General features: G+C 64.5%; 21 protein-coding genes and 1 tRNA gene. 10 read left to right on the top strand and 12 right to left on the bottom strand.

Features of this window, described 5'->3' with window-relative positions:
• Positions 1 to 4 precede the first annotated feature (4 nt).
• Positions 5 to 772, top strand: coding sequence for a metallophosphoesterase (locus RFM52_RS25350; RefSeq protein ID WP_320298497.1), 768 nt, complete (start codon positions 5 to 7; stop codon positions 770 to 772).
• Between the two features lie 250 nt (positions 773 to 1,022).
• Here the strand turns inward: RFM52_RS25350 and RFM52_RS25345 are convergent, their stop codons facing one another.
• Positions 1,023 to 1,154: a hypothetical protein gene (locus RFM52_RS25345; RefSeq protein WP_263481599.1), complete on the bottom strand. Its 132-nt coding sequence runs from the start codon at positions 1,152 to 1,154 to the stop codon at positions 1,023 to 1,025.
• Positions 1,155 to 1,494: 340 nt separating this feature from the next.
• Entirely contained in the window at positions 1,495 to 2,193 is a 699-nt protein-coding gene (locus RFM52_RS25340) for a type 1 glutamine amidotransferase (protein ID WP_320298496.1), read from the bottom strand.
• A gap of 85 nt (positions 2,194 to 2,278) precedes the next feature.
• Here RFM52_RS25340 and RFM52_RS25335 point away from each other — a divergent pair, with 85 nt between their 5' ends.
• From RFM52_RS25335 to RFM52_RS25320, 4 genes are all read left to right on the top strand, one after another.
• A complete protein-coding gene (locus RFM52_RS25335) occupies positions 2,279 to 2,926 on the top strand; it encodes a hypothetical protein (protein WP_320298495.1) in 648 nt (215 codons plus the stop codon).
• Between the two features lie 31 nt (positions 2,927 to 2,957).
• Positions 2,958 to 3,692: a 16S rRNA (uracil(1498)-N(3))-methyltransferase gene (locus RFM52_RS25330; protein WP_320298494.1), complete on the top strand. Its 735-nt coding sequence runs from the start codon at positions 2,958 to 2,960 to the stop codon at positions 3,690 to 3,692.
• 206 nt (positions 3,693 to 3,898) lie between these two features.
• A complete protein-coding gene (locus RFM52_RS25325) occupies positions 3,899 to 5,272 on the top strand; it encodes a glutamate--cysteine ligase (protein WP_320298493.1) in 1,374 nt (457 codons plus the stop codon).
• A 102-nt stretch (positions 5,273 to 5,374) separates the two neighbouring features.
• Complete coding sequence (locus tag RFM52_RS25320; RefSeq protein ID WP_320298492.1) at positions 5,375 to 6,418, top strand: DUF937 domain-containing protein; 1,044 nt, start codon at positions 5,375 to 5,377, stop codon at positions 6,416 to 6,418.
• A 335-nt stretch (positions 6,419 to 6,753) separates the two neighbouring features.
• Here RFM52_RS25320 and RFM52_RS25315 read toward each other — a convergent pair whose 3' ends face one another.
• Complete coding sequence (locus RFM52_RS25315) at positions 6,754 to 7,044, bottom strand: DUF1127 domain-containing protein (protein WP_320298491.1); 291 nt, start codon at positions 7,042 to 7,044, stop codon at positions 6,754 to 6,756.
• Positions 7,045 to 7,226: 182 nt separating this feature from the next.
• Between RFM52_RS25315 and RFM52_RS25310 the strand changes: the two genes are divergently transcribed.
• A complete protein-coding gene (locus RFM52_RS25310; RefSeq protein WP_320298490.1) occupies positions 7,227 to 8,183 on the top strand; it encodes a LysR substrate-binding domain-containing protein in 957 nt (318 codons plus the stop codon).
• A 3-nt stretch (positions 8,184 to 8,186) separates the two neighbouring features.
• On the opposite strand, the gene RFM52_RS25305 is transcribed toward RFM52_RS25310, so the two are convergent.
• Positions 8,187 to 10,397 carry a putative bifunctional diguanylate cyclase/phosphodiesterase gene (locus tag RFM52_RS25305; protein ID WP_320298489.1) on the bottom strand — a complete coding sequence of 737 codons (2,211 nt, stop codon included), beginning with the start codon at positions 10,395 to 10,397 and terminating at the stop codon, positions 8,187 to 8,189.
• A 122-nt stretch (positions 10,398 to 10,519) separates the two neighbouring features.
• Between RFM52_RS25305 and xseA the strand changes: the two genes are divergently transcribed.
• Positions 10,520 to 12,085, top strand: coding sequence for an exodeoxyribonuclease VII large subunit (xseA, locus tag RFM52_RS25300; protein ID WP_320298488.1), 1,566 nt, complete (start codon positions 10,520 to 10,522; stop codon positions 12,083 to 12,085).
• A gap of 7 nt (positions 12,086 to 12,092) precedes the next feature.
• Positions 12,093 to 13,211, top strand: a complete 1,119-nt coding sequence (locus tag RFM52_RS25295; RefSeq protein ID WP_320298487.1) for a DmpA family aminopeptidase — start codon at positions 12,093 to 12,095, stop codon at positions 13,209 to 13,211.
• Positions 13,212 to 13,242: 31 nt separating this feature from the next.
• Here RFM52_RS25295 and RFM52_RS25290 read toward each other — a convergent pair whose 3' ends face one another.
• The 4 genes from RFM52_RS25290 to RFM52_RS25275 form a co-directional block, all read right to left on the bottom strand.
• The gene (locus RFM52_RS25290; RefSeq protein ID WP_320298486.1) at positions 13,243 to 13,494 is read right to left on the bottom strand and encodes a hypothetical protein; all 252 of its coding nucleotides are present in this window, start codon (positions 13,492 to 13,494) and stop codon (positions 13,243 to 13,245) included.
• A gap of 387 nt (positions 13,495 to 13,881) precedes the next feature.
• Positions 13,882 to 14,073 (bottom strand): FCD domain-containing protein, encoded by a 192-nt coding sequence (locus tag RFM52_RS25285; protein ID WP_320298485.1) that lies wholly within the window; start codon positions 14,071 to 14,073, stop codon positions 13,882 to 13,884.
• Positions 14,074 to 14,205: 132 nt separating this feature from the next.
• Positions 14,206 to 14,282 (bottom strand) — tRNA-His (locus RFM52_RS25280).
• A 338-nt stretch (positions 14,283 to 14,620) separates the two neighbouring features.
• Positions 14,621 to 15,085, bottom strand: a complete 465-nt coding sequence (locus RFM52_RS25275) for a phasin (protein ID WP_320298484.1) — start codon at positions 15,083 to 15,085, stop codon at positions 14,621 to 14,623.
• Between the two features lie 276 nt (positions 15,086 to 15,361).
• On the opposite strand from RFM52_RS25275, the gene RFM52_RS25270 reads away from it, so the two are divergent.
• Positions 15,362 to 19,315, top strand: a complete 3,954-nt coding sequence (locus RFM52_RS25270) for a PAS domain S-box protein (RefSeq protein ID WP_320298483.1) — start codon at positions 15,362 to 15,364, stop codon at positions 19,313 to 19,315.
• 495 nt (positions 19,316 to 19,810) lie between these two features.
• Here RFM52_RS25270 and RFM52_RS25265 read toward each other — a convergent pair whose 3' ends face one another.
• Entirely contained in the window at positions 19,811 to 21,766 is a 1,956-nt protein-coding gene (locus tag RFM52_RS25265) for an acetoacetate--CoA ligase (RefSeq protein WP_320298482.1), read from the bottom strand.
• A gap of 267 nt (positions 21,767 to 22,033) precedes the next feature.
• Here RFM52_RS25265 and RFM52_RS25260 point away from each other — a divergent pair, with 267 nt between their 5' ends.
• Positions 22,034 to 23,911: an AsmA family protein gene (locus RFM52_RS25260; protein ID WP_320298481.1), complete on the top strand. Its 1,878-nt coding sequence runs from the start codon at positions 22,034 to 22,036 to the stop codon at positions 23,909 to 23,911.
• Positions 23,912 to 23,937: 26 nt separating this feature from the next.
• On the opposite strand, the gene RFM52_RS25255 is transcribed toward RFM52_RS25260, so the two are convergent.
• Genes RFM52_RS25255 through RFM52_RS25245 form a run of 3 tightly spaced genes read right to left on the bottom strand, consistent with a single transcriptional unit; the run spans position 23,938 to position 26,864 of the window.
• The gene (locus RFM52_RS25255; protein WP_320298480.1) at positions 23,938 to 24,756 is read right to left on the bottom strand and encodes an ABC transporter permease; all 819 of its coding nucleotides are present in this window, start codon (positions 24,754 to 24,756) and stop codon (positions 23,938 to 23,940) included.
• On the bottom strand, positions 24,753 to 25,715 hold the full coding sequence (locus RFM52_RS25250) for an ABC transporter permease subunit (RefSeq protein WP_320298479.1): 963 nt from the start codon (positions 25,713 to 25,715) through the stop codon (positions 24,753 to 24,755). Before RFM52_RS25250 ends, RFM52_RS25255 begins: the two co-directional genes overlap by 4 nt.
• 9 nt (positions 25,716 to 25,724) lie before the next feature.
• Complete coding sequence (locus RFM52_RS25245) at positions 25,725 to 26,864, bottom strand: ABC transporter ATP-binding protein (RefSeq protein ID WP_320298478.1); 1,140 nt, start codon at positions 26,862 to 26,864, stop codon at positions 25,725 to 25,727.
• Positions 26,865 to 26,921 lie beyond the last annotated feature (57 nt).

Raw genomic sequence — 26,921 nt, 5'->3', positions numbered from 1 at the left:
CACCTTGACCGAAACCGGCATCCATTACCTCGACGCGCGCGGGCCTGACGGCATGCGGCTCTACGCCATTGGCGACGTGCATGGGCGCCACGACCTGCTTGCCGCCATGCACCGGCGCATCGAGAGCGAACTGGAACACGCGCCCGGGTCCGACTGGCGCATCATCCATCTCGGCGACTATGTCGATCGCGGGCCGGATTCAAAGAGTGTCATCGATTTACTGATCGAGTCGCAAAAGCGCGATCCGCGCAACATCATGCTCGCCGGCAACCACGATATCGGCATGCTCGAATTCCTCGCCGATGCCGAGCCCGACGGCCTGTTCATGAATTATGGCGGCGTCCAGACGGCGCAGTCATATGGCGTGGATTTCACGCGGGACATGCATTGGTTCGGCAAGGCGGAGGCCATCGCGCGGGGGCACATGGCCCTGGTGAAGGCGGTGCCGCCCAGCCATGTCGACTTCCTGCGGTCGCTGCCGTTCTCGGTCAGTTTCGGCGATTTCTTTTTCTGCCACGCAGGGATCCGCCCCGGTGTGCCGCTCGACAGCCAAAGCCGGCAGGACCTGATCTGGATCCGCGACGCGTTTCACGACCACCCTGGACTTTATCCCAAAGTGATCGTGCACGGACACACGCCCGTGCCCGAAGCCGAGGTGAAGGCCAACCGCGTCAATGTCGACACGCTCGCCTGGAAATCGGGGACGCTGAGCGCGTTCGCCGTCAACGGCAGCGACAAGCAGATCATCGACGTGCAAGGCAAAGCGCTCTAAGGCGCATTGATATTCAGGTGAGGCCGGCCTGCGAATGACAGCTTTCTGCGCTTCCGGTGCTCACGTACTTCAGTACGCTCCGCTCCGGCCTTCGCCGGCCGAAGCTCTCACAAGTGTATTCGCTCTATGAAGGCTACGGCCGGCGTAGGCCGGTTCTCGAGAGCCGTCATTCTCGACTCGGCCTGACCTGAATCTCAACACACCTTCGGCGCGATCCCGGCTCGGACGTGCTGCCGATTTTGATGGAGGCTTAGTTCAGCGAGGCGGTGACGCCGTAGCCGTCGACGGCCCGGTGGTTGGTCGCTGCGTCGGCGGCATAGATACCCAAGCCGCAGAGCACGATGGCAGACAGCATGACAAAAGACAGGAGAGCTGCTTTCACGGACGTCATCTCTGGTTAAGCTTTCTGCATCTGGGCACGAGGCGGTTACCAATGCGTTGAAACGATAAAATGCGTCTCAATGTTTCGACGATTTCGCGCTTCTAAGCAGATTCTGTATCGCCGGTGTGTCGGCTGGATCACACAAAAGGTTCATGGCGGTTGCACCGGCGATACAAAGCGCGCCCTCTTAGGCGAGCAGCCGGACACAAACCAAGGAAGAAGAATGTTGTCCCCAAGCAGAAGCCCGCAGGCGTGCCAATTATGCCACGCTGCGTGCCAGGGCCGGCGCCGCTTAGGTGTGTTGAGGCCAGGCCGGCATCACCTGAGTATCGGCAAGCCTTTAGATCGTCGCCACCCAGGCGCGGGCGATCGCCAGCCCGGCGGCGTCGGCGTCTGCGCCATTGCGGGCCAGTTCGTCGTCGAGCCGGTCGTTCCAGTCGGGATGGCGCTCGGCGATCATTGCCGCGAAGGACGTGCTCCAATCGCGCACCATCGGCGTATCCGCCTCGAAGTGGAACTGGAAGCCGTAGACGGCGCGGCCGAGGCGGAAGGCCTGGTTTTCGGCTACCGCGCTTCCGGCCAGCCGCACGGCGTTTTCCGGCAGGCCGAACGTGTCGTCATGCCATTCGAAGATCGGGAATTTCTCGGGCAGCGCCGCCAGGACCGGGTCCGATTTGGCGGCCGGCGTCAGCGACACCTTATGCCAGCCGAACTCGGTGGCGCCACCGATCTGGTTGGTGCCGCCGAAGGCGCGCGCCACAAGCTGGCTGCCGAGGCATATGCCGAGCACCGCGCGATCCTTGTCGGCGAAATCGCGGGTCAGGTCCAGCAAGGCGGGGAAGTAGGGGCAGATTTCGTCGTCGAGCGCGTTCTGGGCGCCGCCCAGCATGACCATGGCGTCATGCTCGCTGCTGTCCTGCGGCAGCGTTTCGCCGTGGTAAGGCTTGCGCAGATCGATATCGGCGCCGGCCTCCACCAGCGCCGCGCCGATCTGGCCAAGGCCCTCATTATCGAAATTCTGGACGACCAAAACCCGCATCGAAAACCTGCTGACATGAAAATGCTGGGGCGAGCGATATCATGCGGCCCGCATTCCAGCCAAGATACGCAGCGGAGAGAAAGCTATGCCACTGCAGAACCGGGTCGATCCCTTCGGCGCCATCCATGCGGTGCCGGAACGTGGCTTGTTCACCGGCAATCGCGGCATCATCCACGATCCAGAGACCAGGACGCTGCTGAAGAAGCGCTGGGCCTTGCCGGCCTGGATCATCTGCGTGTGCCAGTTCCGCGATGTGCGGCGCGAGCCGATGGGCCGCAACCGGCCGGGCGGCAAGGCGGGCTGGACGGAATTGTTCTTCCTCGACGAGGTGAGCGCCTTAGCCGCCGGCCACCGGCCCTGCTTCTTCTGCCGGCGCGAACGGGCGACCGATTTCGTCGGCCGCTTCGGCGAGGCGTTCGGTATTGACGTGCCGCGCGCGCCGATGGTCGACAAGCGGCTGCACAAGGAGCGACTGGCTTCGGGCGGGAGGCCGCCTAGTGTGCACGTGGAAGACCTCGACAGCTTGCCAGACGGCTCCATGATTGCCAGTGGCGATACCGCCTATGCGATCCGCGCCGGCAAGGCACTCGAATGGTCGTTCGCGGGCTACGCCGCTCCCCTCACCTTCGAGCGCCTGGCAGGACAGAAGCTGCGGATGCTGACACCGGCGACCAGCGTTTCCGTATTGAAGCATGGTTTCACGCCGGTCTGGCATCCCAGCGCCGATACTTGACGCAGCCCGTCGCCTCACTCATTCCTCAGCGATGCGCGCCAACTATAAAATGCAGCGGCTGTTCGTGCCGGATGATCTTGAACCCGGCCTCGAATTCGACGCCGGACAGCAACAGAGCCATTATCTCGCCCATGTGCTGCGGCTCGGCGAAGGCGCCGAGGTTCTGCTTTTCAACGGCCGCGACGGCGAGTGGTCGGCTGCGATCGCCGCGAAGTCGAAGAAGGCGGTCCGGCTGAAGGTGCTCGACTTGCAGCGGCCGCAGCCGCCGTTGCCGGACCTCGTCTATTGCTTCGCGCCGCTGAAGCAAGGCCGGCTCGATTACCTGGTGCAAAAAGCGGTCGAGATGGGGGCCGGTGTGCTGCAGCCGGTCATCACCCAGCACACGCAGGTGGCAAAACCCGGCATCGAGCGGCTGCGCGCCAACGTCGTCGAGGCGGCCGAGCAATGCGGCATCCTGGCGGTGCCCGAGGTGCGCGAGGCGGAGAAACTGGAACGGCTGCTTGCCAATTGGGACAAGGAGCGGCGGCTGATCTTCTGCGACGAGGATGCCTCGACCACCAATCCGCTGCCGGCCTTGCAAGCGGTAAGTGAGAAGAAGCTTGCGCTTTTGGTCGGTCCGGAAGGCGGATTTTCCGAGGACGAGCGCAAGATGCTGAGGGCCTTGCCTTTCGTCACCGCGATCCCGCTCGGGCCACGCATCCTGCGCGCCGACACGGCGGCGGTGGCAGCACTTGCCGCGATCCAGGCGACGATCGGCGACTGGTGATCAAATCCTGTTGAGGCCTGGCTCAGGATTTTTTGCTTGATCGGCTGACGGCATTTCGTCCATCTAGCGCCGGCGGCCGTCCGGCCACTGCAGCACCGCGCCTCCTTTTCGTGGAGCAAAGGCCGCTGTAAAACTTAAAGTCTTGCGCAGGACGTCCAGCGGAAATCGATGCCGGTTTTCGGGGATCATGCGCACGGAGGGGCGAGATGGCGCGCGACACAACCGATACCCAGCCCATCGAAGGCATCGATGAATTGGTCGGCTATCTGGCCGACGGCAACAAACCGCGCGAAAAATGGCGCATCGGCACCGAGCACGAAAAATTCCCCTTCTATGTCGACGGCAACGCGCCCGTGCCCTATGGCGGCGAGCGCGGCATCCGCGCCATCCTCGAAGGCATGCAGGAGAAACTCGGCTGGGATCCGATCATGGATGCCGGCCGCATTATCGGCCTGGTCGAGCCGACCGGCCAGGGCGCGATCTCGCTGGAGCCCGGCGGCCAGTTCGAACTTTCCGGGGCGCCGCTGGAGTCGATCCACCAGACCTGCCGCGAGGGCAATGCGCATCTGGCGCAGGTGCGCGAGATCGCCGAGCCTATGGGGATCCGCTTCCTCGGCCTCGGCGGCAGCCCGAAATGGTCGCTGGCCGACACGCCGAAAATGCCGAAGTCGCGCTACGAGATCATGACGCGCTACATGCCGAAGGTCGGCACCAAGGGCCTCGACATGATGTACCGCACCTGCACGATCCAGGTGAATCTCGACTTCGAGAGCGAAACCGACATGCGCCGCAAGATGCAGGTGTCGCTGAAGCTGCAGCCGCTTTCGACGGCGCTGTTTGCCAATTCGCCCTTCACCGAGAGCCGGCCGAACGGCCTGCAAAGCTGGCGCGGCGACATCTGGCGCGATACCGACAACCAGCGCTCAGGCATGCTCGAACTCTGCTTCTCGCCCGATTTCGGCTTTGCCGACTATGTCGAATGGGCGCTCGACGTGCCGATGTATTTCGTCATTCGCGACGGCCACTATCACGACATGACGCGCTACACCTTCCGCCAGTTCATGGCGGGCGCGGCCCGCAACGAAGTCCCCGACGGCCTGCCGACGATGGGCGACTGGGCGAACCACCTCTCGACCCTGTTCCCCGACGTGCGCCTGAAGCGTTTCCTCGAAATGCGCGGCGCCGACGGCGGGCCGTGGCGGCGCATCTGCGCCCTGCCCGCCTTCTGGGTCGGGCTGCTCTATGACGAGCAGGCGCTTGACGCCGCCGAGACGCTGACCGCGAGTTGGACCTACGAGGAAGCGCTGGCAATGCGCAACGCCGTGCCGGAGCTGGGCATCGCCGCGCCGTTCCGCAACGCCACCTTGCGCGATGTCGCCCGCGACGTGCTCGCCATCTCGCGCACGGGCCTGAAGAACCGGGCCAGGAAGAACCGCGACGGCTATGACGAGACGTCCTTCCTCAACACGCTCGACGAGGTCGTGGCGCGCGGCACCACCAGCGCCGAGGAGATGCTGTCGGCCTACCACACGCGCTGGGGCGGTTCGATCGAGCCTGTATTCATGGAATATGCCTATTAACCCGTCCGGCATGCGCCGAGCGGTTGGGCAGCAAATGCCACTTCAATCGGTGATGGAAACGAACTAGGCTCTCCGACGAGGATATTGTCGGAGGAGAACCCAATGCCGTCCCTGTTCGACATTTTCGCCCAGGCCCAGAACGGCGCCGGCATGCAGGCGATGGCCCAGCAATACGGGCTTTCGATGCAGCAGACGCAGGCAGCGGTCCAGGCGCTGCTGCCGGCGTTTTCGCAAGGACTGCAGCGCAACACCGCCGATCCCTACGGGATGGGCGCCTTCATGACGGCGATGGCAAGCGGCCAGCACGCCAAATATTTCGAGGACGCCACCAGAGCCTTTTCGCCGCAAGGCATCGATGAGGGCAACGGCATTCTCGGCCATCTGTTCGGTTCTAAGGACCTGTCGCGCGCCGTGGCGAGCCAGGCCGCGCAGGCGACGGGACTGAGCCAGCAGGTGCTGCAGCAGATGCTGCCGGCAATGGCTTCGATGATGATGGGCGGGCTGTTCAAGCAGACCAACAATCAATTGAGTGGGGGGCAGATGCAGGCCGCCGGCGGGTTCGGTGGCGGCGGCAATCCACTCGGCGAGATCATCGGGGAGATGATGCGGCAAGGCGGCCTCGCGCCGACGCCGCAGACACGCCAGGCGCCGCAGCCGGCGCCCGATCCTTATGGCGAAAACCCGCTCGGCAAAGTGCTGCAGGACATGTTCGGCGGCGGCGCGCCGCAGCAACAGCCGCAGAGCCAACCCCGGCAGGCGCCCAATCCCTACGGCGAAAACCCACTCGGCAAAGTGCTGCAGGACATGTTCGGTGGCGGTGCGGCGCAGCAGCCGCAAGGACGACCGCAGCAGACTCAACCGCAACAGACGCAAAGCCCGTATGGCGACAATCCGCTCGGCAATATCTTCGAGGAGATGCTGCGCCAGGGCGGCGGCGGTTTCGGCCTGCCCGGCGGACAGCCGGCGCCGCAGCCGCAACAGCGCCAGCCGCAACAGCCGCAGACCAACCCGAGCGGCCGGCCCCGAAACCCGTTCGACGACATCTTCGGCAAGATGTTCGAGACCGGCGCGCAACAGCGCGACGAATATGAAAAGAATGTCGGAACGATCTTCGACCAGTTCAAGCGCGACATGGAACGGCGGTAGGTCTCGCGCGATCCTAAGATGCGTCGCCATTCAGATCGGGCCGAGCCGGAGTCGAAGACGGGCGCGAAGCGTCCAAACAAGGTAGGGTCCGAGAGCCGGAGCGGAGCGTACTTAAGTACGTGAGCACCGGAAGCGGACGACGTCGCCGTTTGCAGACCGGCCTCACCTGAATGACGTCCATCTTAAAAAAATGCCCGGTCCTGGAGGAGGAACCGGGCAATGTGCAGGCTGGCCGGCGGGGCACCGGCAGGGAGTGCGGGAGCCTGCATGAGACTTGGTCGCGCCGAGCCGTGAAAAGGTTCAACGCGACCGGAAATCCAGAGCAACGCGGCCGTTCAGGCGACCTGACGAGCAAGATCCTCGATCGTGTCGGCGCGCTCGCTGGCGATCGCGCGCAGCTTCACGGTCGGGTCGCGGCCGAAAGGAATGGCGACAGCGACATGAAGGTCGGCGCGGGTCAGACCGATATCGGCAAGCTCGGCGTCCGACATCTCGCCCAGGCGATAGAAGGCGCGGCGATTTTTCCAGGCGACATAGGCGTTGGCGAGAGCATTGAGCACGCGCGTCGCAACGGCCGGACGCGTGGTGATCCGCGGGGTCTCGGAAGCGAATTCAATCGTGGTCATGTCAGTCTCTCCTTCCAGGAGTCGAGCGGACGAAACCAGGCAACCGGCGCCTTGGGAGAAGCGCCGTTCCGGTTTCCATGCACATGCCTTCATGTGAACAACGCCAATTTGCCATCACGCGATTGATTAATCCAACGAATGTTTTTAATCTCTAGCATCAACATCAATGATGGGTTGGACCGATGAAAGCGCCGCTCGACCTCGATCAGTTGCAAACCTTCATCTCGATTGCCGATACGGGAAGCTTCACCCGAGCGGCCGAAGAGGTGCACCGGACGCAGTCGGCCGTGTCGATGCAGATGCGGCGGCTGGAGGAGCGGATCGGCAAGCCGCTGTTCGAAAAGGACGGCCGCACCAACAAGCTGACCGAGGAAGGCGACAGGCTGCTTTCCTATGCGCGGCGGCTGATCTTTCTCAACCGCGAGACGCTGGCCGCCTTCGACGACCAGCGGCTCGAAGGCACGATCCGCATCGGCACGCCGGACGACTATGCCGACCGCTTCCTGCCCGAGATCATGGCGCGCTTCTCGCGCTCCAACCCGCGCGTCGAACTGACGGTGGTCTGCGAACCGACGCCCGGGCTGGTCGAGCACATCAAGCGCGGCAATCTCGACCTGGCGCTGGTGACGCATAACGACACGCGCGGCCAGTCGGAAGTGGTACGGCGCGAGCCGCTTTTGTGGGTTACCTCGGCGAACCACGCCACGCATGAGCAGGAAACCCTGCCGATGGCGTTCGGCCGGCCGAACTGCATCTGGCGGCGCGCCGCGGTCGACGTCCTCGACCGGCAGAGCCGCGACTACCGCGTGCTGTTCTCCAGCTTCTCGGCCACGGTGATCACCGCGGCCGTGCTTTCCGGCCTGGCGGTCTCGGTGCTGCCGGAATGCGCGCTGCGGCCCGGCATGCGCGTGCTCGGCGAGGCCGACGGGTTCGGCCAGCTGCCGGACTGCCGCATCGGCATCATGCGCGGCCAGACCTCGCAGCCGGAGATCGTCGACGCCTTGGCCCGCCACATCGCCGAGAGCCTCGACAACATTTCCGTGCCGGTCAGCGAAGAGGCGGGAAGTTTCGACTTCGCCGCGCTCGCCTTCGCCAAGATGAAGCGGGGCAAGGCGAACCAGATCATGCCTGGCTGGTAGACGTCAGGCGCGGGCCACGGAACGTTCCCGGTTGGCAGGTGAAACACCCGGCAGCGCAAGCAATTGGCCGGGCTCCAGCGGCGGCGACAGCAGATAGCCCTGCAACTGATGGCAGCCCATGCCGACCAGCAGGGCCTTTTGCGTGTCGGTCTCGACGCCCTCGGCGGTCACCTCGACCTTGAGCGCCAGCGCCAGCTCGATCAGCGTCTTGGCGATTGCGCGGGCGCTTTGGTCCTCGTCGAGCAGACGCACGAAAGAGCGGTCGATCTTCAACTTGTCGATCGCCCGACGGCGCAGATAGCTGAGCGAAGAATAGCCGGTGCCGAAATCGTCGAGCACGATGCGCACGCCGGACTGGCGCAGCGCGGCAATCACCGCGCCGATCGTGTCATTGTGCTCGAGCAGCACATTTTCGGTGGTCTCGAGCTGCAGGCGGGACGGGTCGAGCCCGGTTTCTCTCAGGATCTCGGCGACCTCTTCGGCAAAGCCGACGTCACGCAGCTGCATCGGCGAGATGTTGACGGCGATCCACGGCAATTCGGTCGCGACGGCAAAGCGGCAAGCCTCGCTCAGCGCCCATTTGCCGAGCTCGCCGATGAGGCCACGCTCTTCGGCAATCGCGATGAATTGCGCCGCCGGCAAGGCGCCATGCACTTCATGCCCCCAGCGGATCAGCGCTTCGGCGCCCAGTATGCCGCGGCCGTCGGCCGCGAAAACCGGCTGATAAGCGAGCTTTATGCCACCTTCGCCGTCCAGCGCCTTGCGGAGTTCGGATTCGACCTTGCGCTTGCGCAACAAGAGATCGTCCATGTCGCCGGCGAACACCTCGTAGCGGCCGCGACCATTCTTCTTGGCCTCATAAAGCGCGATGTCGGCCTTGCGCAGCAGGTCGTCGGCATCCGTATCCGATCCGGACGACAGCGCAATGCCGACGCTGGCGCTGACGAAGACCTGGTCGTCGATCAGCCGGAACGGCTCGCGCAGCTTCAAGAGCAGCCTTTCGGCGATGTCCTCGGCACTGCCGACGTCGGGAACGTCGAGTAGAATGATGGCGAACTCGTCGCCGCCGAGCCGCGCGACGGTGTCGACTTCGCGGATCGTGTGCTTGAGCCGCGCCGCCGTCTGGCGCACGAGCTCGTCGCCGGCCGGATGGCCGAGTGTGTCGTTGATGTGCTTGAAGCGATCGAGGTCGAGGTAAAGCAGTGCGACGCGCGTTCCGTCCTGGCCGGCGAACAGCAGCGTGCGCCGCAAGCGGTCTTCGAACAGCGCCCGGTTGGGCAGACCGGTGAGCGTGTCGTGGAAGGCGAGATACTGCGCGTGGTCCTGACTGCTCTGCAACGCGGCCGAGGCACGGCGCAACCTGCGCAGTAGGTACATCAGGACGCCACCTCCCAGAAGCAGCGCGATCGCCAAGGCCGGCGCGGTCTGACGCACCAAAGTGAGGCCGGGCCTCAACCGGTCCCAACTGATGTATCCGAGGATGACGCCGCGGGAATCGATCAGCGGTACGGCTGCGGCGCCCGTCGGCTGCGACAGCGGCACCAGCCGCGCCCCCTCGAGCAGGTATTTTCCGGCGATCCTACCGATGACGGCATCATTGATGAACTCGGCCGAGACATGCAGATATTCTGTGCCAGTCGCCTGGGTGACACGATCCGTGCTCGGCACGAGCGGCATGATGCTCAGGATCGCGGGCTTCCCCTGGAGCGAGACAAGATCCTGAGCGACCATCTTGGCCGACTGCCCGGAGACGCCGGCCTTCGGCGGCTCAGCCAACATGTGGCGCAGCCTCGCTATGGTCGGCCGCAATTCCGGCTCGTCCTCACCCAAAGCCGACGCCTCGACGACCTTGCCTTCCCGCATCGCATGGATCGCACGGTTGGCTGCGTCGAGAATGTAGACCCGGTTGTGGCCGTAATAGGTGTACATCCACGTGCTGAGGTTTTCCTCGATCCAGGCCTGATTGCCCGCCCTCACATTGGTTACTGAATCATCCCAGACGGTCACGCTTTCCTGTTCGCGCTGGACCGCGGCGATCTGGTCCTTCAGGCCATCGGCTATGAAAATCTTCTGTCGTTCGAGGGAGGCCTCATCAGCCTGATTGGCGGCGTAGAAGCCAAAGCCGACGACGATGGCCAAAGCGAAAGCGGCGAGCGTCAGCACGGTCAGCGTGACCTGACGCGTCAACGGGCTGCTGTTGTGGCGTGCGCTCATCACGTCCCCGGCCGGCTCTCCTGGCGCGCCAGTCAAAGCAAATCGGGCTTAAAATCGCGTTATAATATTAGCGAGGTTTGTCCCGGCTTGACGCGCGCCGATAAGCGTTCCCCAATCGCCAAATGAGTGAAACAGCAACCGAATCACGCAGCAACGCCACCGAATACACGGTGAGCGAGATTTCCGGCGCGCTGAAGCGCACTGTCGAGGACGCTTTCGGCAATGTGAGGGTGCGTGGCGAGATTTCCGGCTATCGCGGCCCGCATTCGTCCGGCCACGCTTACTTCGCGTTGAAGGACGACCGTGCGCGGATCGATGCCGTGGTCTGGAAGACCACCATGGCGCGGCTGAAATTCCGCCCCGAGGAAGGCATGGAGGTGATCGCCAGCGGCAAGCTGACGACCTATCCCGGCAAATCCAACTATCAGATCGTCATCGACAATCTGGAGCCGGCGGGCGCGGGCGCGCTGATGGCGCTGCTGGAGGAGCGCAAGCGCCGGCTGCAGGCCGAAGGCCTGTTCGATGCCGGCCGCAAGCGGCGGCTGCCGTTCATGCCTCGGGTCATCGGCGTCGTCACCTCGCCGACCGGCTCGGTGATCCGCGATATCATCCACCGCATCAAGGACCGGTTTCCACTGCATGTGCTGGTTTGGCCGGTGAGGGTGCAGGGCGACACGACGGCCAAAGAAGTGACCGCGGCCGTCAACGGCTTCAACGCGTTGACATGGGACGGACCCATCCGCCAGCCAGACGTTCTGATCGTGGCGCGCGGCGGCGGCAGCCTCGAAGACCTCTGGGGTTTCAACGACGAAGGACTTGCGCGCGCCGTTGCGGCGTCCGGCATCCCGGTGATCTCGGCCGTCGGGCACGAGACCGATACGACTTTGATCGACTTTGTTGCCGACATGCGCGCGCCCACGCCGACGGGCGCGGCCGAGATCGCCGTGCCGGTCAGGGCGGACCTGGAGGCCACCTTGGCCAGCCTCGGCGCGCGGCTCAACGCCTGCGCCTCGCGGCATCTGGAGCGCAAGCGCCAGGCGGTGCGCGCGGCGGCGCGCGCGCTCCCCTCGCCCGACCAGTTGCTGGCGCTGCCGCGCCGCCGTTTCGACGATGCGACCAGCCGGCTGGGCCGCGGGCTGACGGTGAATATCGAGCGCAAGCGGGCAACGCTGGATCGGCAGAGGCTGACGCCGGCAACCCTGTCGCGGCGCCTCAATGAAGCCCGCACGCTGACCGGCCGCGACATCGCGCGCGCCCGCGCCGCGTTCTTCGCCATCGTGCGCGAGCGACGCACGCGCTTCCAGCGCACATCGACGCGCCTGTCGCCGGCGCCGATCGTGCGGCGCCAGAAGCAGCAGGCGGACACACTGGCCGCACTGACGCGCCGCCAGGATCAGGCGACGGCGCGACGACTCGACCGGCTGCGCGCGGCGCTCACGCAAGCGGACCGGCTGCTTTCGACATTGTCGCACAAAGCCGTGCTGGCGCGTGGCTTCGCGCTGGTCAAGGACGCCGATGGCGCCGTCATCAAGCGGGTCGCGGAGCTGGCGCCGGGTGCCGCGCTGCAGCTGGAATTCGCCGACGGCAATGCCGAAGCCATCGCCACCAGCGGCGGCGCGCGGCCGAAGCTGGCCGCTAAGTCTACAGCGAAGGCCAAGGAGCCGGGCAATCAGGGCTCGTTGTTCTGAGGTTTCCATGAGCAATCACGACCCGCATCTTCGCACCCCGTCGGGCAAGCCGCGCCTGCGCTCCTTCGGCATCGTGCCGGACGGCACGCCTGGACGCTTCAATGCGATCACCGACGTGCCGGGCGTGTCGGTGGGCTATACGACGCTGATTTCAGGCGACGGGCCACTTCGAGTTGGGACCGGCCCGGTGCGCACGGGCGTCACCGCCATCCTGCCGAGACCGGTTCAAGACCTCGCCACGCCGGTGTTCGCCGGCGTGTTCAGCCAGAACGGCAATGGCGAGTTGACCGGGACGCATATCATCGAGGAAACCGGCGCCTTCAATTTCCCGGTCACCATCACCAACACGCATTCCTGCGGCGTTACCCGCGACGCCACGCTGCGCTGGATGCACCAAGTGCTGCCAGCCGCGCTCGACAGCGCCTGGGGCCTGCCGGTGGCGGCAGAAACCTATGACGGCTTCCTCAACGACATCAACGGCCATCATGTCGGCTTCGAGCATGTCGCCGCCGCGCTCGACAGCGCCGGTGGCGGCGCCATCGAGGAAGGCAGCGTCGGCGGCGGCACCGGCATGATAACCTTCGGTTTCAAGGCCGGATCCGGCACTGCCTCGCGCATCGTCGAATGGCAGGACAGGCGTTATACGCTTGGCGTGTTCGTGCAGTCGAATTTCGGCAAAAGGCACAATTTCACCATCCGTGGCCGGCGCGTCGAGCCGGAGCTTATCGAACCGGCGATCCGCGAGGCCACGGCGCGCGCCGAAAAGGGTTCAATCATTGCTGTTGTCGCCACCGACGCGCCGTTCCTGCCGCATCAGATGAAGCGGCTCGCCCGGCGCGTGCCGCTGGGCATCGCCATGACCGGCGGCTTTGGCTACCACAGTTCGGGCGATATTTTTCTCGCCTTCTCGACCGCCAACCCAGAGGCCGCGCTGGGAGCTTCCGGTCGCATCGCCAGCGCGGAATTCATCCCGGACGTCGACATCGACCCGTTCTTCGACGCGGTCGTGCAAGGCGTCGAAGAGGCGATCTTCAACGCATTGGTGGCGAATGAGGATATGACCGGACGCGACGGCAACTTCGTGCCGGCGCTGCCGAAGGAATGGCTGAAGGAAAAATTCGGATAGAAATGGCCGCCGGCCTGTCGCAGGCGGGTATTTATTCCGCCGGCTTGTCGGGCTTCGCTTCGCCGGTGCTCTCTTCGGCGGCCTCCTCGAGGCGCGACGCGATCAACTCCTGGATGTCGCCGACCTCTTCCTGGATGTCTTCCAGGAGAATGCCTGCCTCGGCAGCCTTGGCGCAGCACTCCTTGGCGAGGGTCTCGGCCTGCTCGATCTTGATCGGCGAATGCTGGCATTGGACTTTCTCGCCAATCCATCCGCGCAAGAACTCGATCGCATGTTCACTCATACTGCTTCTTCCCTGGCGGCTAAGCCGGTTGGTAGCCATGAACGTCCACACCCCGCAAAGGATGCATGCCCCATTCGAACCGAGTCGGCCTCGACCGGCAAGACGTCTTGCCCGCGGGACAAGAGATCTTGCCCGTTGTACGCGAAACCGAAGGAATGGAAGGGTTCAAGGTGCACGTTCAGATCGTTGAGAATGATGAGATCGTTGATTGGGGTCGATAGAAGGGCCGCTGTTGTTTTTGCTTGCTTTTTTCTATCTCTGACAACGCATTTGTATCACAAACCGTATCATGGCTTCCCGGTCAACGTTGCCCCGGCCTCAGCCTGAGCAGGCGCTATATAGTGATATCCTCATGCAATGTCGACTCGGGGTCCGCCATCCGGGCGATTACCTCCCCAGAAGATTGCGCTCGACCGTCCTCAGATGCGTCAGTATCGCGTTGCTGGCGCCTTCGGAGTCGCGCGAAAGCAGCGCATCCAGAACGACCTGGTGCTCGCTGCAATAGGTGGCGCGGCGTTCCTCCGAGAAGGTACGCTTCTTCATCTCGAACCACGGCCGCTGATTGCGCAGGATGCGCATGAGATTGTGGATCTCCTTGAGGACAGGCGATCTTGTGCGCCTCGCGCACGGCGTTCAATTCGCCGGCGCTTGCATTGGTCGCGGCGCAATCGAAATCGCAATTTACGGCGATAAACCAGCAATCCAAATCGATGGTACCGTTGGCTGGGATCGAACCAGCGACCTCCGGATCCACAATCCGGCGCTCTAACCAGCTGAGCTACAACGGCACGCTTGCCTGAGCTTGATCGAGGAAGCTTCTTTCTCCGTGATCCGCTCTGTCGTTCGGCGATGCGTCAAATACGGGCTATCGGATTCTAATTCAAGGGCTTTGATAAGGGAAAGGACGGGTTTCCTCATCCGCCTGCGTCAAGGCAAAAGAAAAGGCCGGCGGGAGGAGGTGCCGGCCTTTTCCTGTTACGAGCCAGCGGGAGGAGGTGCTGGCTGGTCACCCCGGAAACGGAGGGAGGAGGTTCCATTTCCGGGTATCTGGTTGTTCAAACAATCGCATCTCTATTTGTCTGATGAAATGCGGCGTTTTGATGCAGCGCAAAATTGAGCGCTGAAATTAGGCAGCCTTGACGTCCTTCATCGCCTTCTCGAAGGCGCTCTTGACCGGCTTGGAGACGTCCTCGACCGCCTTGGTGGCAACGGTCTGGAACTCCTTGGCCTGCTCGACGGCCATTTCAACGCGCTTGCGCAGGAAGGAGGTCTGCAGCTCGACGACTTCCGAAAGGGTCTTGGCACCGACCAAGGCTTCGAGGTGCGAGAAGCCGGCCTCGGCATTGGCGCGCAGCGCGGCGATGGCCTTCAGCGAAACGTCGCTGGAAACGGTCTTGGCGGTCTCGTAGGTCGACTCCAGAACCTTCTGGGTCTCCTCGGCGCCGGTCTTCAGCTTGGCATAGGCTTCCTTCGACTGCTCGACGCCCTTCTCGGCGAAGGCGCGGATCTGGTCGGTGGCCTTGGAAGCGTCGAAGCTCGGGAATTCAACGTTTTCGATGGTCTCTGCGGTCTTGGTGGTGGTCTTGGACATTTTCCAACCTTTCGGGGCAGCGGCTTTGACAGAAAGCCGTCTCGTTCATGTATGATGGCAATATAAAGGATTTTTTGTGCATTGCAATATCTTTGTTGCACTGCACCATAAAAATCTTCCCATACGTTAGGTACCAAGGCGTTAGCCACAGGGCCGTTAACCAAGAGCCCAGAGATTTCGACCGATGCAAGCCCAGGCTTGTGGACCTTGGGGCCACAGGCTTTTATTAACAAAGCGTTAACTGAAAAATGCCCGCTCCGGAGGGTTGGCCAGCGCATGCCGCCTGAAAACTACTCCTTCCTCGACGTCGCCGTGCTCGACGCGGTGCGCCAGCGCTTTGCCGCGGGCGATGCCTTGGCCATCCTGTCGGTCGACCTCGAACAGGTGATCTGGGCGAACGGCCCGGGGGCGTCGGCGTTCGGCTATCCGGATATCGAGGCCATCATCGGCGCCTCGGCGCGGCTGCCGCTGATCGCCCGGCGGCAGATCATGGCGACCAGCGGGTTTCCGGACATCGGCAGCGACCGCGCCATCACGGTGAGGCTGGCCACCGGCATGGTGAGCCGCGCCGTCGGCTTCCTGGCCAGCGCCGTGACGATGCCGGATGGCGAGAAGGCAATTCTGCTCGCGTTACCGGCGGCGCAGACCAGTTCGCGCAGCGCCGGCGAAATCGCCAGCCGCGCCATCGGCGGCTTTACCGAGACGGGGCATTTCATCGCCTTCGTCGACGCGCAAGGCGATGTCGAGGCAGCCTCGGACGGCTTTGCGGCGCTCGGTATCGAGCCGCGGACGCTGGCCGCCCTGGTCGCGGATGTGGCAAGCAGCGGCGACCGCGTCGTCAAGCGCCTGGTGCCGGGCACCAATACCTCCTACCCGGCCGGTTTTGCGCAGCTCACCGACACGCGCCATCTGCTGGTGGTGATCGACGAAAACCAACTCGACGATTCGGATGGCGGGCAAGACGATCGGCCGGCCGCCGAGCTGGACGATCAGGCCGGCGACCAACAGGGTGCAGCGCCAGAGGCCGTTGTCGCTACGCCGCCGGGTGAAAGCCCGGTCGCGCCCGCACCCCAGTCCGCGCCGGACAACCCGGTGCCGGTCGTGGCGGCTGGCGAAGAGGCCGAGCCAGTCCAGGAGGCTCCCGACGGCGATGCGCCGCCTGACGCGGAGACCTTGGCCGACCAGCAGCCCACCCGGACCGAGCATCAGGCCAACGCCGCCGACTCCAGCAGGCAGGCCGCCGATGCGGGCGCCGGCCAGCACGACCATTGGTACTTCAATGCCGGCAACGAAGATGCCGCGCATGCTCAACCGGCAGCGCCGGTGAAGGGCGTGCCGGAGGGGGAAGCCACGGCTGAAGGCCAGGATGGCCGCGACGTGGCCGCACGCGAAACCACCACATCGGCCCAGCCGGCCCCGCCCCGCGACATCGACCGCTCCGCGCCGCCGCTGCGCTTCGTCTGGCGCACCGACGCCGAAGGCCGGTTCAGCGCGCTGTCGCCCGAATTCGCCGACATCGTCGGCCAGCCTGCCGCCGATGTGATCGGCCGCCGCTTCAGGGACGTCGCAGCCACGTTCGGCCTCGACGCCTCGGGCGAGATCGCCGGCCTGCTCGACCGACGCGATACCTGGTCCGGCCGCTCGGTGCTGTGGCCGGTGGCCGGAACCAGACTGAAGATCCCGGTCGATCTGGCGGCGCTGCCCGTCTACGGCCGCAGCCGCGCCTTCGAGGGTTTTCGCGGCTTCGGCGTCGCGCGCAGTGCCGACGCCGTGGTCGATCCGGAGGCGCTTGGCATGGCCCTGGTGCCGAATGCGGCGCCTGCCGGGGCCGAGCCGCCAGCCGAACAGCCACGCTCCGAGCAGACGGCGCCGGAACAGCCAACATCTGAAGACCCCTTCCAGGGCGAAGTGCCGGCATTGACCATCGTGCCGAAGCCGGAGCGGCGCTTCGCCGACAAGGTGATAAGGCTGGCCGAGCATCGCCAGCCGGCCAACGACAAGCAGCCGGGAAGCGACACGCCGGCAAATCAAAGGAGCTTGTCGATCCTCGAGCGCAGCGCGTTCCGCGAGATCGGCGAGCGGCTGCGCAAGGACAGCGCCACGCCTGCCGAGGAACGCGCCGCCGAAGCCGACAAGCAGCCCGACGCGGCGGAGCACGACGGTTCGGTGAGGGAAGCGAGCCCGGCATCCGCAGCGCAAGCCCCGGAAGCCGATGACGCAAAGGCCGATGCGGAGGCCGTGGAAGCGGAGACCGAGGCGGAAGGCCAGGAAGATCTGGCGCGACTCGACGGCATCGACGATGCCCCCGAGACGGCCGACACCGGCCAGGCCGAGACCTCGGCCGTTTCCGGCTCGCTGCTCAGCTATGCCGACGGCGAAGAACCCACGGAAGAAGCCGGCATCGCGGCCGTTTCCGAGAGCGAGCAAGCGGAGGGCGCCCGGCAGGCCGCCGAACCTGTCGCCACGGAACCGCAGCAGCCGGTCGAACAGCCTGCGGCGGGGCCGGTAGCGGCCACGCAGTCCGCCCCTGGCGGGACGGCCGACGACGACGACATGACGGCGGACGATTTCCGCGACGCGCAAGACAATGAGGATTGGGCAGGCTCCGACGCGGATGCCGCCGCGGCCGCGGAAGAACAGCCGGAAGAAGCGCCGGCGCGGCCACGCCTCGACGTGCCGCCGCTCAAACTCTCGGGTTTCGTGCCGTCCGCTCTTTCGACCGGAGAGGAAGCCAAGGCGCCCGATACGTCCATCCTCGCCAGGCTGCCGGTGCCGCTGCTCATCCATTCGGGCGACGTGCTGCATTATGCCAACGAAGCCTTCCTCGAACTCACCGGCTACGATGCGGTGGACGACCTCGCGGATGCCGGGGGCCTGGGCGCGCTCTTCGCCGACCCATATGCCGAGGACACCGCGACGGACGAAAGCGACCACTCGCTGAAGCTCAAGACCCGCAACGGCCAGGAATTCCCGATCGACGCGCTGCTGCGCTCCGTGCCGTGGCTCGGCGGCAAGGCGCTGATGCTGGTGGTGCGGCGTTCCGGCGAGGACGACGGGGCGCATTTCACCGCCGCCAACGACGAACCGGCGCTGCAGCCGGACGTGCCGGAACTGAAGTCGCGCATCGCGGAGATGCGCACCATCATCGACACCGCCACCGACGGCGTCGTGCTGATCGGCCGCGACGGCAACATCCGCTCGATCAGCCGGCCGGCGGAAGCACTGTTCGGTTTCGACAGCGACGAGGTCGCCGGCAAGCCCTTTGCCTCGCTGTTCGCCATAGAAAGCCAGCGCGCGGCGCGCGACTATCTCGCCGGCCTTTCGGAGCCGGGCGTCGCCAGCGTCTTGAATGACGGCCGCGAGGTCATCGGTCGCGAGGCGCAGGGACGTTTCATCCCGCTGTTCATGACTATCGGCCGGCTGCCCAACGACAGCGGCTTCTGCGCCGTGGTGCGCGACATCACGCAATGGAAACGGGCCGAGGAAGACCTGACGCAGGCGCGCGCGGTGGCCGAGCGCGCCTCCTCGCAGAAGACGGATTTCCTGGCCCGCATCAGCCACGAGATCCGCACGCCGCTCAATGCCATAATCGGCTTTTCCGAGCTGATGGTGGACGAGAAATTCGGCCCGATCACCAACGACCGCTATCGCGATTACCTGCGCGACATCAACCGGTCCGGCAACCATGTGCTCGACCTCGTCAACGACCTGCTCGACATCTCGAAGATCGAGGCCGGCCAGCAGGAGATGGACTACGAGGCGGTGTCGCTCAACGACACGCTGGCCGAGACGGTGGCAATGATGCAGCCGCAAGCCAATCGCGAGCGCGTCATCATCCGCTCCAGCTTCGCCTCGCGGCTGCCGGAAGTGGTGGCGGATCTGAGAAGCGTGCGCCAGATCGCCCTCAACATCCTGTCCAACGCCATCCGCTACACCCAGGCCGGCGGCCAGGTGATCGTCTCAACCGCTTACGAAGCTTCGGGCGATGTCGTCATGCGCGTGCGCGACACCGGCATCGGCATGACCCCGGCCGAGATCGAGCAGGCGCTAAAGCCGTTCAAGCAGATCAATGCGTTGAAGCGCGGACGCGGCGACGGCACTGGCCTCGGCCTGCCGCTGACCAAGGCCATGGTGGAAGCGAACCGCGCGCGTTTCGCCATCACCTCGACGCCAGGCGAAGGAACCCTGGTCGAGGTCGCCTTCCCTTCGACGCGCGTGCTTGCCGAATAAACATCGCAGGGACAAGGCGCGGCCAAAGAAAAAGGCGTCCAAGAGGACGCCTTGAGAAATGGGATGCTGTCACAACGGGGGCTTGAGCTGAACCTCAGGGGACGAGGAACGGGATTTCTCCCTCAAGTTACACGCGACTATCGGGGTCGTCCCTTAACAAGTCCTTACCGGGCCGCCAAAAAATTTACGAATGTGTACCACCCGTGAAATCTAGGTAAATTCGTCGGACAGATTTCGTTAACCATGTCGGGGGTTCCATTTGGGCATTGACGGCGGCGAAGGGATTCAAAGTTGGACGAAACATACCTCCCGTCGTCATCCACGGGCGAAGCAAGGAGCGAAGCGACGCGGCGTAGTTGCAACGGTGCAGAATTCTGCTCCGCTGCGCCCCTCGATCAAGGTAACGGCATGGATCCCAGGGTCTCCGCGACGGAGCTTCGCTCCTGCTCCGCCCAGGGATGACGACGTTGCAACGCCTCGGTCAATCTCCAACGGCTAGCTGGCCAGTTGCGGCAGGTCGCGAAACAGCTCCAGCGCTTCCGGGTTCGCGAGCGCTTCCTTGTTCTTCACGGCGCGGCCGTGGACCACGTCGCGTACCGCGAGCTCGGTGATCTTGCCGGACTTGGTGCGCGGGATATCGGTGACGGCGACGATCCTGGCCGGCACATGACGCGGGCTGGCGCCGGTGCGGATCCTGGCGCGGATGCGCTTTTCCAGATCCTCGTCCAGCCTCACGCCGGCGGCCAGCCGCACGAACAGCACGGCACGGACGTCATTGTCGAAATCCTGGCCGATGCAGAGCGCCTCGAGGATTTCCGGCATCTGCTCGACCTGGTTGTAGATCTCGGCGGTGCCGATCCTCACGCCGCCCGGATTGAGCGTGGCGTCTGAGCGGCCATGGATGATCATGCCGCCATGGGCCGTCCACTCGGCGAAGTCGCCATGGCACCAGACATTGTCGAAACGCTCGAAATAGGCCGCGTGATACTTCTTGCCTTCGGGATCGTTCCAGAAGCCGATCGGCATCGACGGGAAGGCTTTGGTGCAGACGAGCTCGCCCTTCTCCTGCCGGACGGGCTTGCCGTCGTCGTCCCAGACGTCGACCGCCAGGCCAAGGCCGGCGCCCTGGATCTCGCCGGTCCAGACCGGCTCGGTCGGCACGCCGAGCACGAAGCAGGAGACGATGTCGGTGCCGCCCGAGATCGAGGCCAGATGCACGTCCTTCTTGATGCCCTCATAGACGAAGCGGAAATCCTCCGGCGAAAGCGGCGAGCCGGTGGAGGAGATGGTGCGCACGCTCGACAGATCGTGGCTCGCGATCGGCTTCAGGCCGGCCTTGCGAACCGAATCGATGAACTTGGCCGAGGTGCCGAAATAGGTCATCTTCTCGGCATCGGCAAAATCGAACAACACATTGCCGTCGGGATAGAATGGCGAGCCGTCATAGAGCAAAAGCGTCGCGCCGGAGGCGAGGCCCGAGACCAGCCAGTTCCACATCATCCAGCCGCAGGTGGTGAAATAAAACAGCCGATCGCCGTCGAGCAGGCCGGCATGCAGCCGGTGCTCCTTGACGTGCTGGATCAGCGTGCCGCCGGCCGAATGCACGATGCATTTCGGGATGCCGGTCGTGCCCGAGGAGAACAGGATGTAGAGCGGATGGGCGAAGGGCAGCCGCTCGAAGCTGACAGTCCTCGCGGCAAAGGGCGAGAGCGCCTCTTCGAGCGCGGCCGCCTTGTCGATGGTGGCGGCGACATCGCCCGAGGTGCCAAGATAGTCGACGATGAGCACCTTGCGCACGCTCGCGAGCTTCTCGGCCACGGCGCGCACCTTGTCGGCCACCTCGATCGCCTTGCCGTTGTACCAATAGCCGTCCGGCGCGATGAAGACGACCGGCTCGATCTGGCCGAAGCGGTCGAGCACGCCCTGCTCGCCGAAATCGGGAGAGCATGACGACCAGACGGCGCCGATCGAGCTTGCCGCCAGCATCGCCGCGATCGTCTCGGGCATATTCGGCATCATCGCGGCGATGCGGTCGCCGGCCTTGACGCCGAGCGACAGGAAGAGCTGCTGCAGCCGCGACGTCAGCGCATGGAGCTCGTTCCAGGAGAGCCGCCGCTCGACCTTGTCCTCGCCGCGGAAGATGATGGCCCCGCCGGCCCCGGTCTTGTGCAAAAGGTTCTCGGCGAAATTGAGCCTGGCGTCGGGAAAGAAGCTGGCGCCGGGCATCTTCTCGCCGTCGACGAGGTGCCGCTCGCCCTTGTCGCCGACAAGCCCGCAGAAATCCCAGACCAGGCTCCAGAAGGCTTCGCGGTCGTCGATCGACCAGCGATGAAGGTCCCCGTAGCCGGAGAAAGAAAGCGTGGCCTTTTCAGCCGCCTTCATGAACGCGGTTAGGGGCGCTGCATCGATCCGATCCTGCGTCGGAGTCCACAAAGGTGTGTCGGCGGCCATGATCGCTCCTCCCAAAGCGCGTCGCGTTCGAGCCAAGTTAAGCTCAACGTCGCCCATGCCATCGTCCCAGAAACGGCGCGCGATTGCGGATCGGGATCGTGCAGACCGCTTATGCATATTGCAGCGCAGCAGAGCAAGATTTTGTTCGGGCGACCCATGGCCGCCGCTGCGCAAATGCCATCGCAAGGCCATAAAGACTTGAAAAGCGTCGGCGCTCGGTTACACCCGTCGGGCGATTTTGTCGGCAATGAAAGCATACGGGGCGAAATGCCATCATCTTTGATCCGGCGCGGGGTGTGGGCGATCGGCGTTGCCGTGCTCATTGTCGCGCTCGCGGTCGCGGCGCTGCCGCTGATTGCCTCGACCCGCATCGTGCGCGACCGCATCGCGTGGGAATTGAGCGCCTGGAGCGGTTTCAGGGTGACGATCGACGGCTCGCCGCGCATCGAGGTGTGGCCGAAGTTCCGGGCGATCCTCAGCGACGTGACGCTGTCGCAGTGGACAGAGACCGATGCGCCGCCGGTGGTCGAGGCCGATCGCGTGGAAGTCGATCTCTCCGCCATGGCGGCTTTGCAGGGCAACGTCGCCTTCTCGACCGCACGGCTGGTGCGCCCGACGATCAGGGTCCAGCGCATGGCGAGCGGCTTTTATCTGCCGCCGCTTCCGACCGGGGGGCGCATCACGCGCTCGATCGATACCGCGCGCGGCGTTGTCACCGCCAATCCGCAGAAGCCCGATCTCGGCAGATTGCCTTCCGATCCGTTCGGCACCGTCGAATTCCGCGATGGTCGGGTGGTGACTTCGGTCGACGGCAAGGATAGCGAAGTCCTGAGCAGCCTGAGCGGCCAGGTGAACTGGGAAGCGATGAACAGCGAAGCATCGCTGACCGCAAGCGGGATCTGGCGTGGCGAAAGCGTGCAGCTCGATTTCTCCTCGGCGAAACCGCTGGTGCTTTTTGCCGGGGGAGCCGCGCCGGTCACTCTTTCCTTCAAGGCCGCTCCCGCGACATTCTCCTTCGACGGAACGGCCTCGATGTCGGACAACGCCTACCTGGACGGCCAGGCAAAGTTTGCCGCGCCGTCGCTGCGGCGCGTGCTGGAGTGGTCGCAGGCAAGCATCGCGCCGGGTGCCGCGATCGGCGCGGTCTCGATCGCCAGCAAGGTGAACGCCTCGGCGGGGCGTGCGAAATTGGAGAACACCACCGTCACGCTCAACAACAATCCGGGCATGGGAGCGCTGGATTTCTCCTTCGCCGACGGCAGCCCGGTAATTGCCGGCACGCTCGCCTTCGACACGCTGGACCTGAGGTCCTTCCTGTCGGCCTTCACGCCTGTCGCGCCCGCCGGCGAGGCCGGCCCCGGCGACATCGACACCAGCTTCCCCGACCGCATCAACCTCGACCTCAGGCTGTCGGCGGCCCATGCCACGGTGGGACCGGTCCAGCTCGCCGACGTCGCGGCCACAGCGCAGGTCAAGAACGGCCTTGCCGTCTTCGACATATCCGACGCGTCGGCCTTCAACGGCAACATCCAGAGCAGCCTGCGCTTCGACCGCAAGCCGGAAGGCACGCAGGTCGAGATGCGGCTCCTGGCATCGGACGTGGATACGGGAGCCTTTGCGACGGCGGCGGGAATGACGCGACTGGTGCCGGCCGGCACCGGGACGGTGTCGGTCATCCTCAAGGGGCCGGGCAAGGCCTGGAACTCCATCTTCGAGAATGCCGACGGATCGTTCTCGGCGACTTTCGGGCCGGGCGCGCTCAACGGGCTCGACCTGCCTGCCTTCCTCAAGCGCAACCAGCAAGGCGGCTTCTTCGCGCTCGACGACGTCGCCAATGGTTCGCTGCCGATCGAGGGCGCCGAGATCAAGGCGAGCATTTCGAAGGGTGTGGCGCGCCTCGACAAGGCCGAGATCAATTCGCAGAAATACAAGATCTGGCTATCCGGCATCGCGTCCTATGCCGGACGCGGGCTGGCGCTTTCGGGCGGCGTGGTGCCCAACGGCCAGCCGGCGCAGCAGCCCCAGACCAACGGTCAGGCGGCCAGCCCGACTGCCACGCCGCCGAGCCAGTCGCTGTTCTTCGTCGGCGGCAACTGGAGCGCGCCGTTCATCTCGCCGATCGCTCCCGGCGTTTCAGGCCAGTAAGTGAGGGGGGCGCAAGGCTCCACCGCTTAACCGCGCTGCGCGGCCTGCTCGTCGAGCTGACGCTGGATCTCGCGACGCTTGTTGGCGATAGAGGCGATGATGACGCCGACCGCCACCACCGCGATCAGGATCGTGCAGGCAGCGTTGATTTCCGGCGTCACGCCGAGACGCACCTGGCTGTAGATCTTCATCGGCAGCGTGGTGGCGCCGGGACCCGAGGTGAAGCTCGCGATGACCAGATCGTCCAGCGAGAGCGTGAAAGCCAGCATCCAGCCGGAGATGATCGCCGGCAGGATGACCGGCAAGGTGATCTGGAAGAAGGTCTTCACCGGCGGCGCGCCGAGATCCATAGCCGCCTCCTCCAGCGATCGGTCGAACGTGACCAGCCGCGACTGCACGACGACGGCAACGAAGCACATGGTGAAGGTGATGTGCGCGAGCGTCACCGTGAGGAAGCCGCGGTCGAGCCCGACGGCGACGAAGAGCAGCAGCAGCGAGAGGCCCGTTATGACTTCCGGCATGACCAGCGGCGCGAAGACCATGCCCGAGAAGAGCACCCGCCCCTTAAAGCGCGTGTAGCGCGTGAGCGCGAGGGCGCCGAGCGTGCCCAGCACGGTCGCGACCGTGGCCGAGATGACGCCGACGCGCGCCGTCACCCAGGTGGCGTCCATCAGGCCCTGGTTGTGGAACAGCGACACGTACCATTTGGTCGAGAAGCCGCCCCAGACGGTTACGAGCTTGGATTCGTTGAAGGAAAAGACGATCAAAAGCACGATCGGCAAATAGAGAAAGGCAAAGCCCAGCACGATCGAGGTGATGTTGAAGCGGCTCCAGGTGGCGTTCATTTGCCCTCCTCCTGCGCGCGTGCCTGCGCCTGCTGGAAGAACATGATCGGAATGGTCAGCACCAGGAGCAGGATAACGGCCACCGCCGACGAGACCGGCCAGTCACGGTTGGAGAAGAATTCGTTCCAGAGCGTCTTGCCGATCATCAGCGTCTGCGAGCCGCCGAGGAGGTCGGGAATGACGAACTCGCCGACGGCCGGGATGAAGACGAGCAGGCAGCCGGCGACGACACCGGGCAGCGACAGCGGGAAGGTGATCTTCCAGAAGGCGCTGGTCGGCGGGCAGCCGAGGTCCTTGGCCGCCTCGATCAGCGTATAGTCCATCTTTTCCAGCGACGAATAGAGCGGCAGCACCATGAAGGGCAGGTAGGAATAGACGATGCCTATGAAGATCGCGGTGTAGGTGTTGAGGATGACCAGCGGCTGGCTGATCAGGCCCGTGGCGAGAAGAACCTGATTGAGCAGCCCCTCGGGCTTCAGGATGCCTATCCAGGCATAGACGCGGATCAGGAACGAGGTCCAGAAAGGCAGTATCACCAGCATCAGCAAGGTCGGGCGGATCGTGGCCGGCGCCCGCGCCATGCCATAGGCGATCGGATAGCCGACGATCAGGGTGAGTATCGTCGAGATCCCCGCGATGATCAGGCTCGTCACATAGGCGTTGAAATAGAGCGCGTCCTGGGTGAGCCAGGTGTAGTTGTCGAAGTTGAGCTCGCGGACGCCGGCGAGGAATCCAGAGACGCCGTCGGTGAAGTCGAGCACCGGCGTATAGGGCGGCATCGAGATCGCCGTCTGCGACAGCGAAATCTTGAACACGATGATGAAGGGGACGAGGAAGAAGAACAGCAGCCAGAGATAGGGGATGATGATGACGAGGCGGTCGACGAAGCCTTTTGCCAGCCTCGCCGGCAGTGTTGTGGCTTCAGTCGATGGGGCGGCAATCGCGGCGATATCCGTCATCTCAGCCTCCTACCTGGCCAACACGACGCCGGCATCGGGCCGGAAGGAGACCCAGGCGCGGTCGTTCCAGGTGAGCGGATCCTCGGTGACGCGCAAGGCGTTCAACGCGCTTGCCCGCACGATCTGACCGTCGTCGAGCTTGATATGATAGACGGTCATGTCGCCGAGATAGGCGACGTCGTAGACCTCGCCTTCGAGCGCGTTGACCGCATCGGCCGGCTTTTTGGAGGAAACCCTGATCTTCTCCGGCCGGATCGCGAAGACGATGTCGGAGCCGGCAGCGGCGTTGCCGCCATTGTCGACGACGATCTGCGCTCCAGTCGCGCCGGTGATGCGTGTGGTGCTTGCCGTACGCTCGGCAACCTTGCCCTCGAACATGTTCACATTGCCGACGAAATGCGCCACGAAGCGCGAGGTCGGCGCCTCGTAGATCTCGGCAGGCGTCGCGACCTGCATCACCTCGCCCTTGTCCATGATGGCGATGCGGTCGGCCATGGTCATGGCCTCTTCCTGGTCATGCGTGACGACGACGAAGGTGAGGCCGAGCTCCTGCTGCAGGTCCATCAGCTCGAACTGCGTTTCCTCGCGCAGCTTCTTGTCGAGCGCGCCGAGCGGCTCGTCGAGGAGCAGAACCTTCGGCCGCTTGGCGACCGAGCGGGCAAGCGCCACGCGCTGGCGCTGGCCGCCCGAGAGCTGGTGCGGCTTGCGCTTGGCGAACTGCTCGAGCTTGACGAGCTTCAGCATCTCGGCGACGCGCTTTTCGATATCGGCTCCCGGCATGCCTTCCTGCTTGAGGCCGAAGGCGATGTTCTTTTCCACCGTCATATGCGGAAACAGCGCGTAGGACTGGAACATCATGTTGACCGGCCGCTTGTAGGGCGGGATGCCGCGCAGATCCTGCCCGTCAAGCAGGATGCGGCCCGCGGACGGCTCCTCGAAGCCGGCGAGCATCCTGAGCAGGGTCGACTTGCCGCAGCCGGAAGCGCCGAGCAGGGCGAAGAATTCGCGCTCGAAGATGGTCAGCGACAGGTTGTTGACGGCGGTGAAGTCACCGAACTTCTTGGTCACCTTGTCGAACTGGATATACGGCTTGGCGTTCGGGTCGTTCCATGGCGCGAAATCCCTGCGGATGCTGCCAAGCGATTTCATGGTCCCCACTCCGTTACTTTTTTAAAAATTCCCAAAAAGAAAGCGACCCCGGCAGCT

This window comes from Mesorhizobium humile (genome assembly GCF_033977215.1).
Lineage (GTDB): Bacteria > Pseudomonadota > Alphaproteobacteria > Rhizobiales > Rhizobiaceae > Mesorhizobium > Mesorhizobium humile.
The sequence above is the reverse complement of the archived record's forward strand: the minus strand, read 5'-3'. Positions and strand labels throughout refer to the sequence as shown.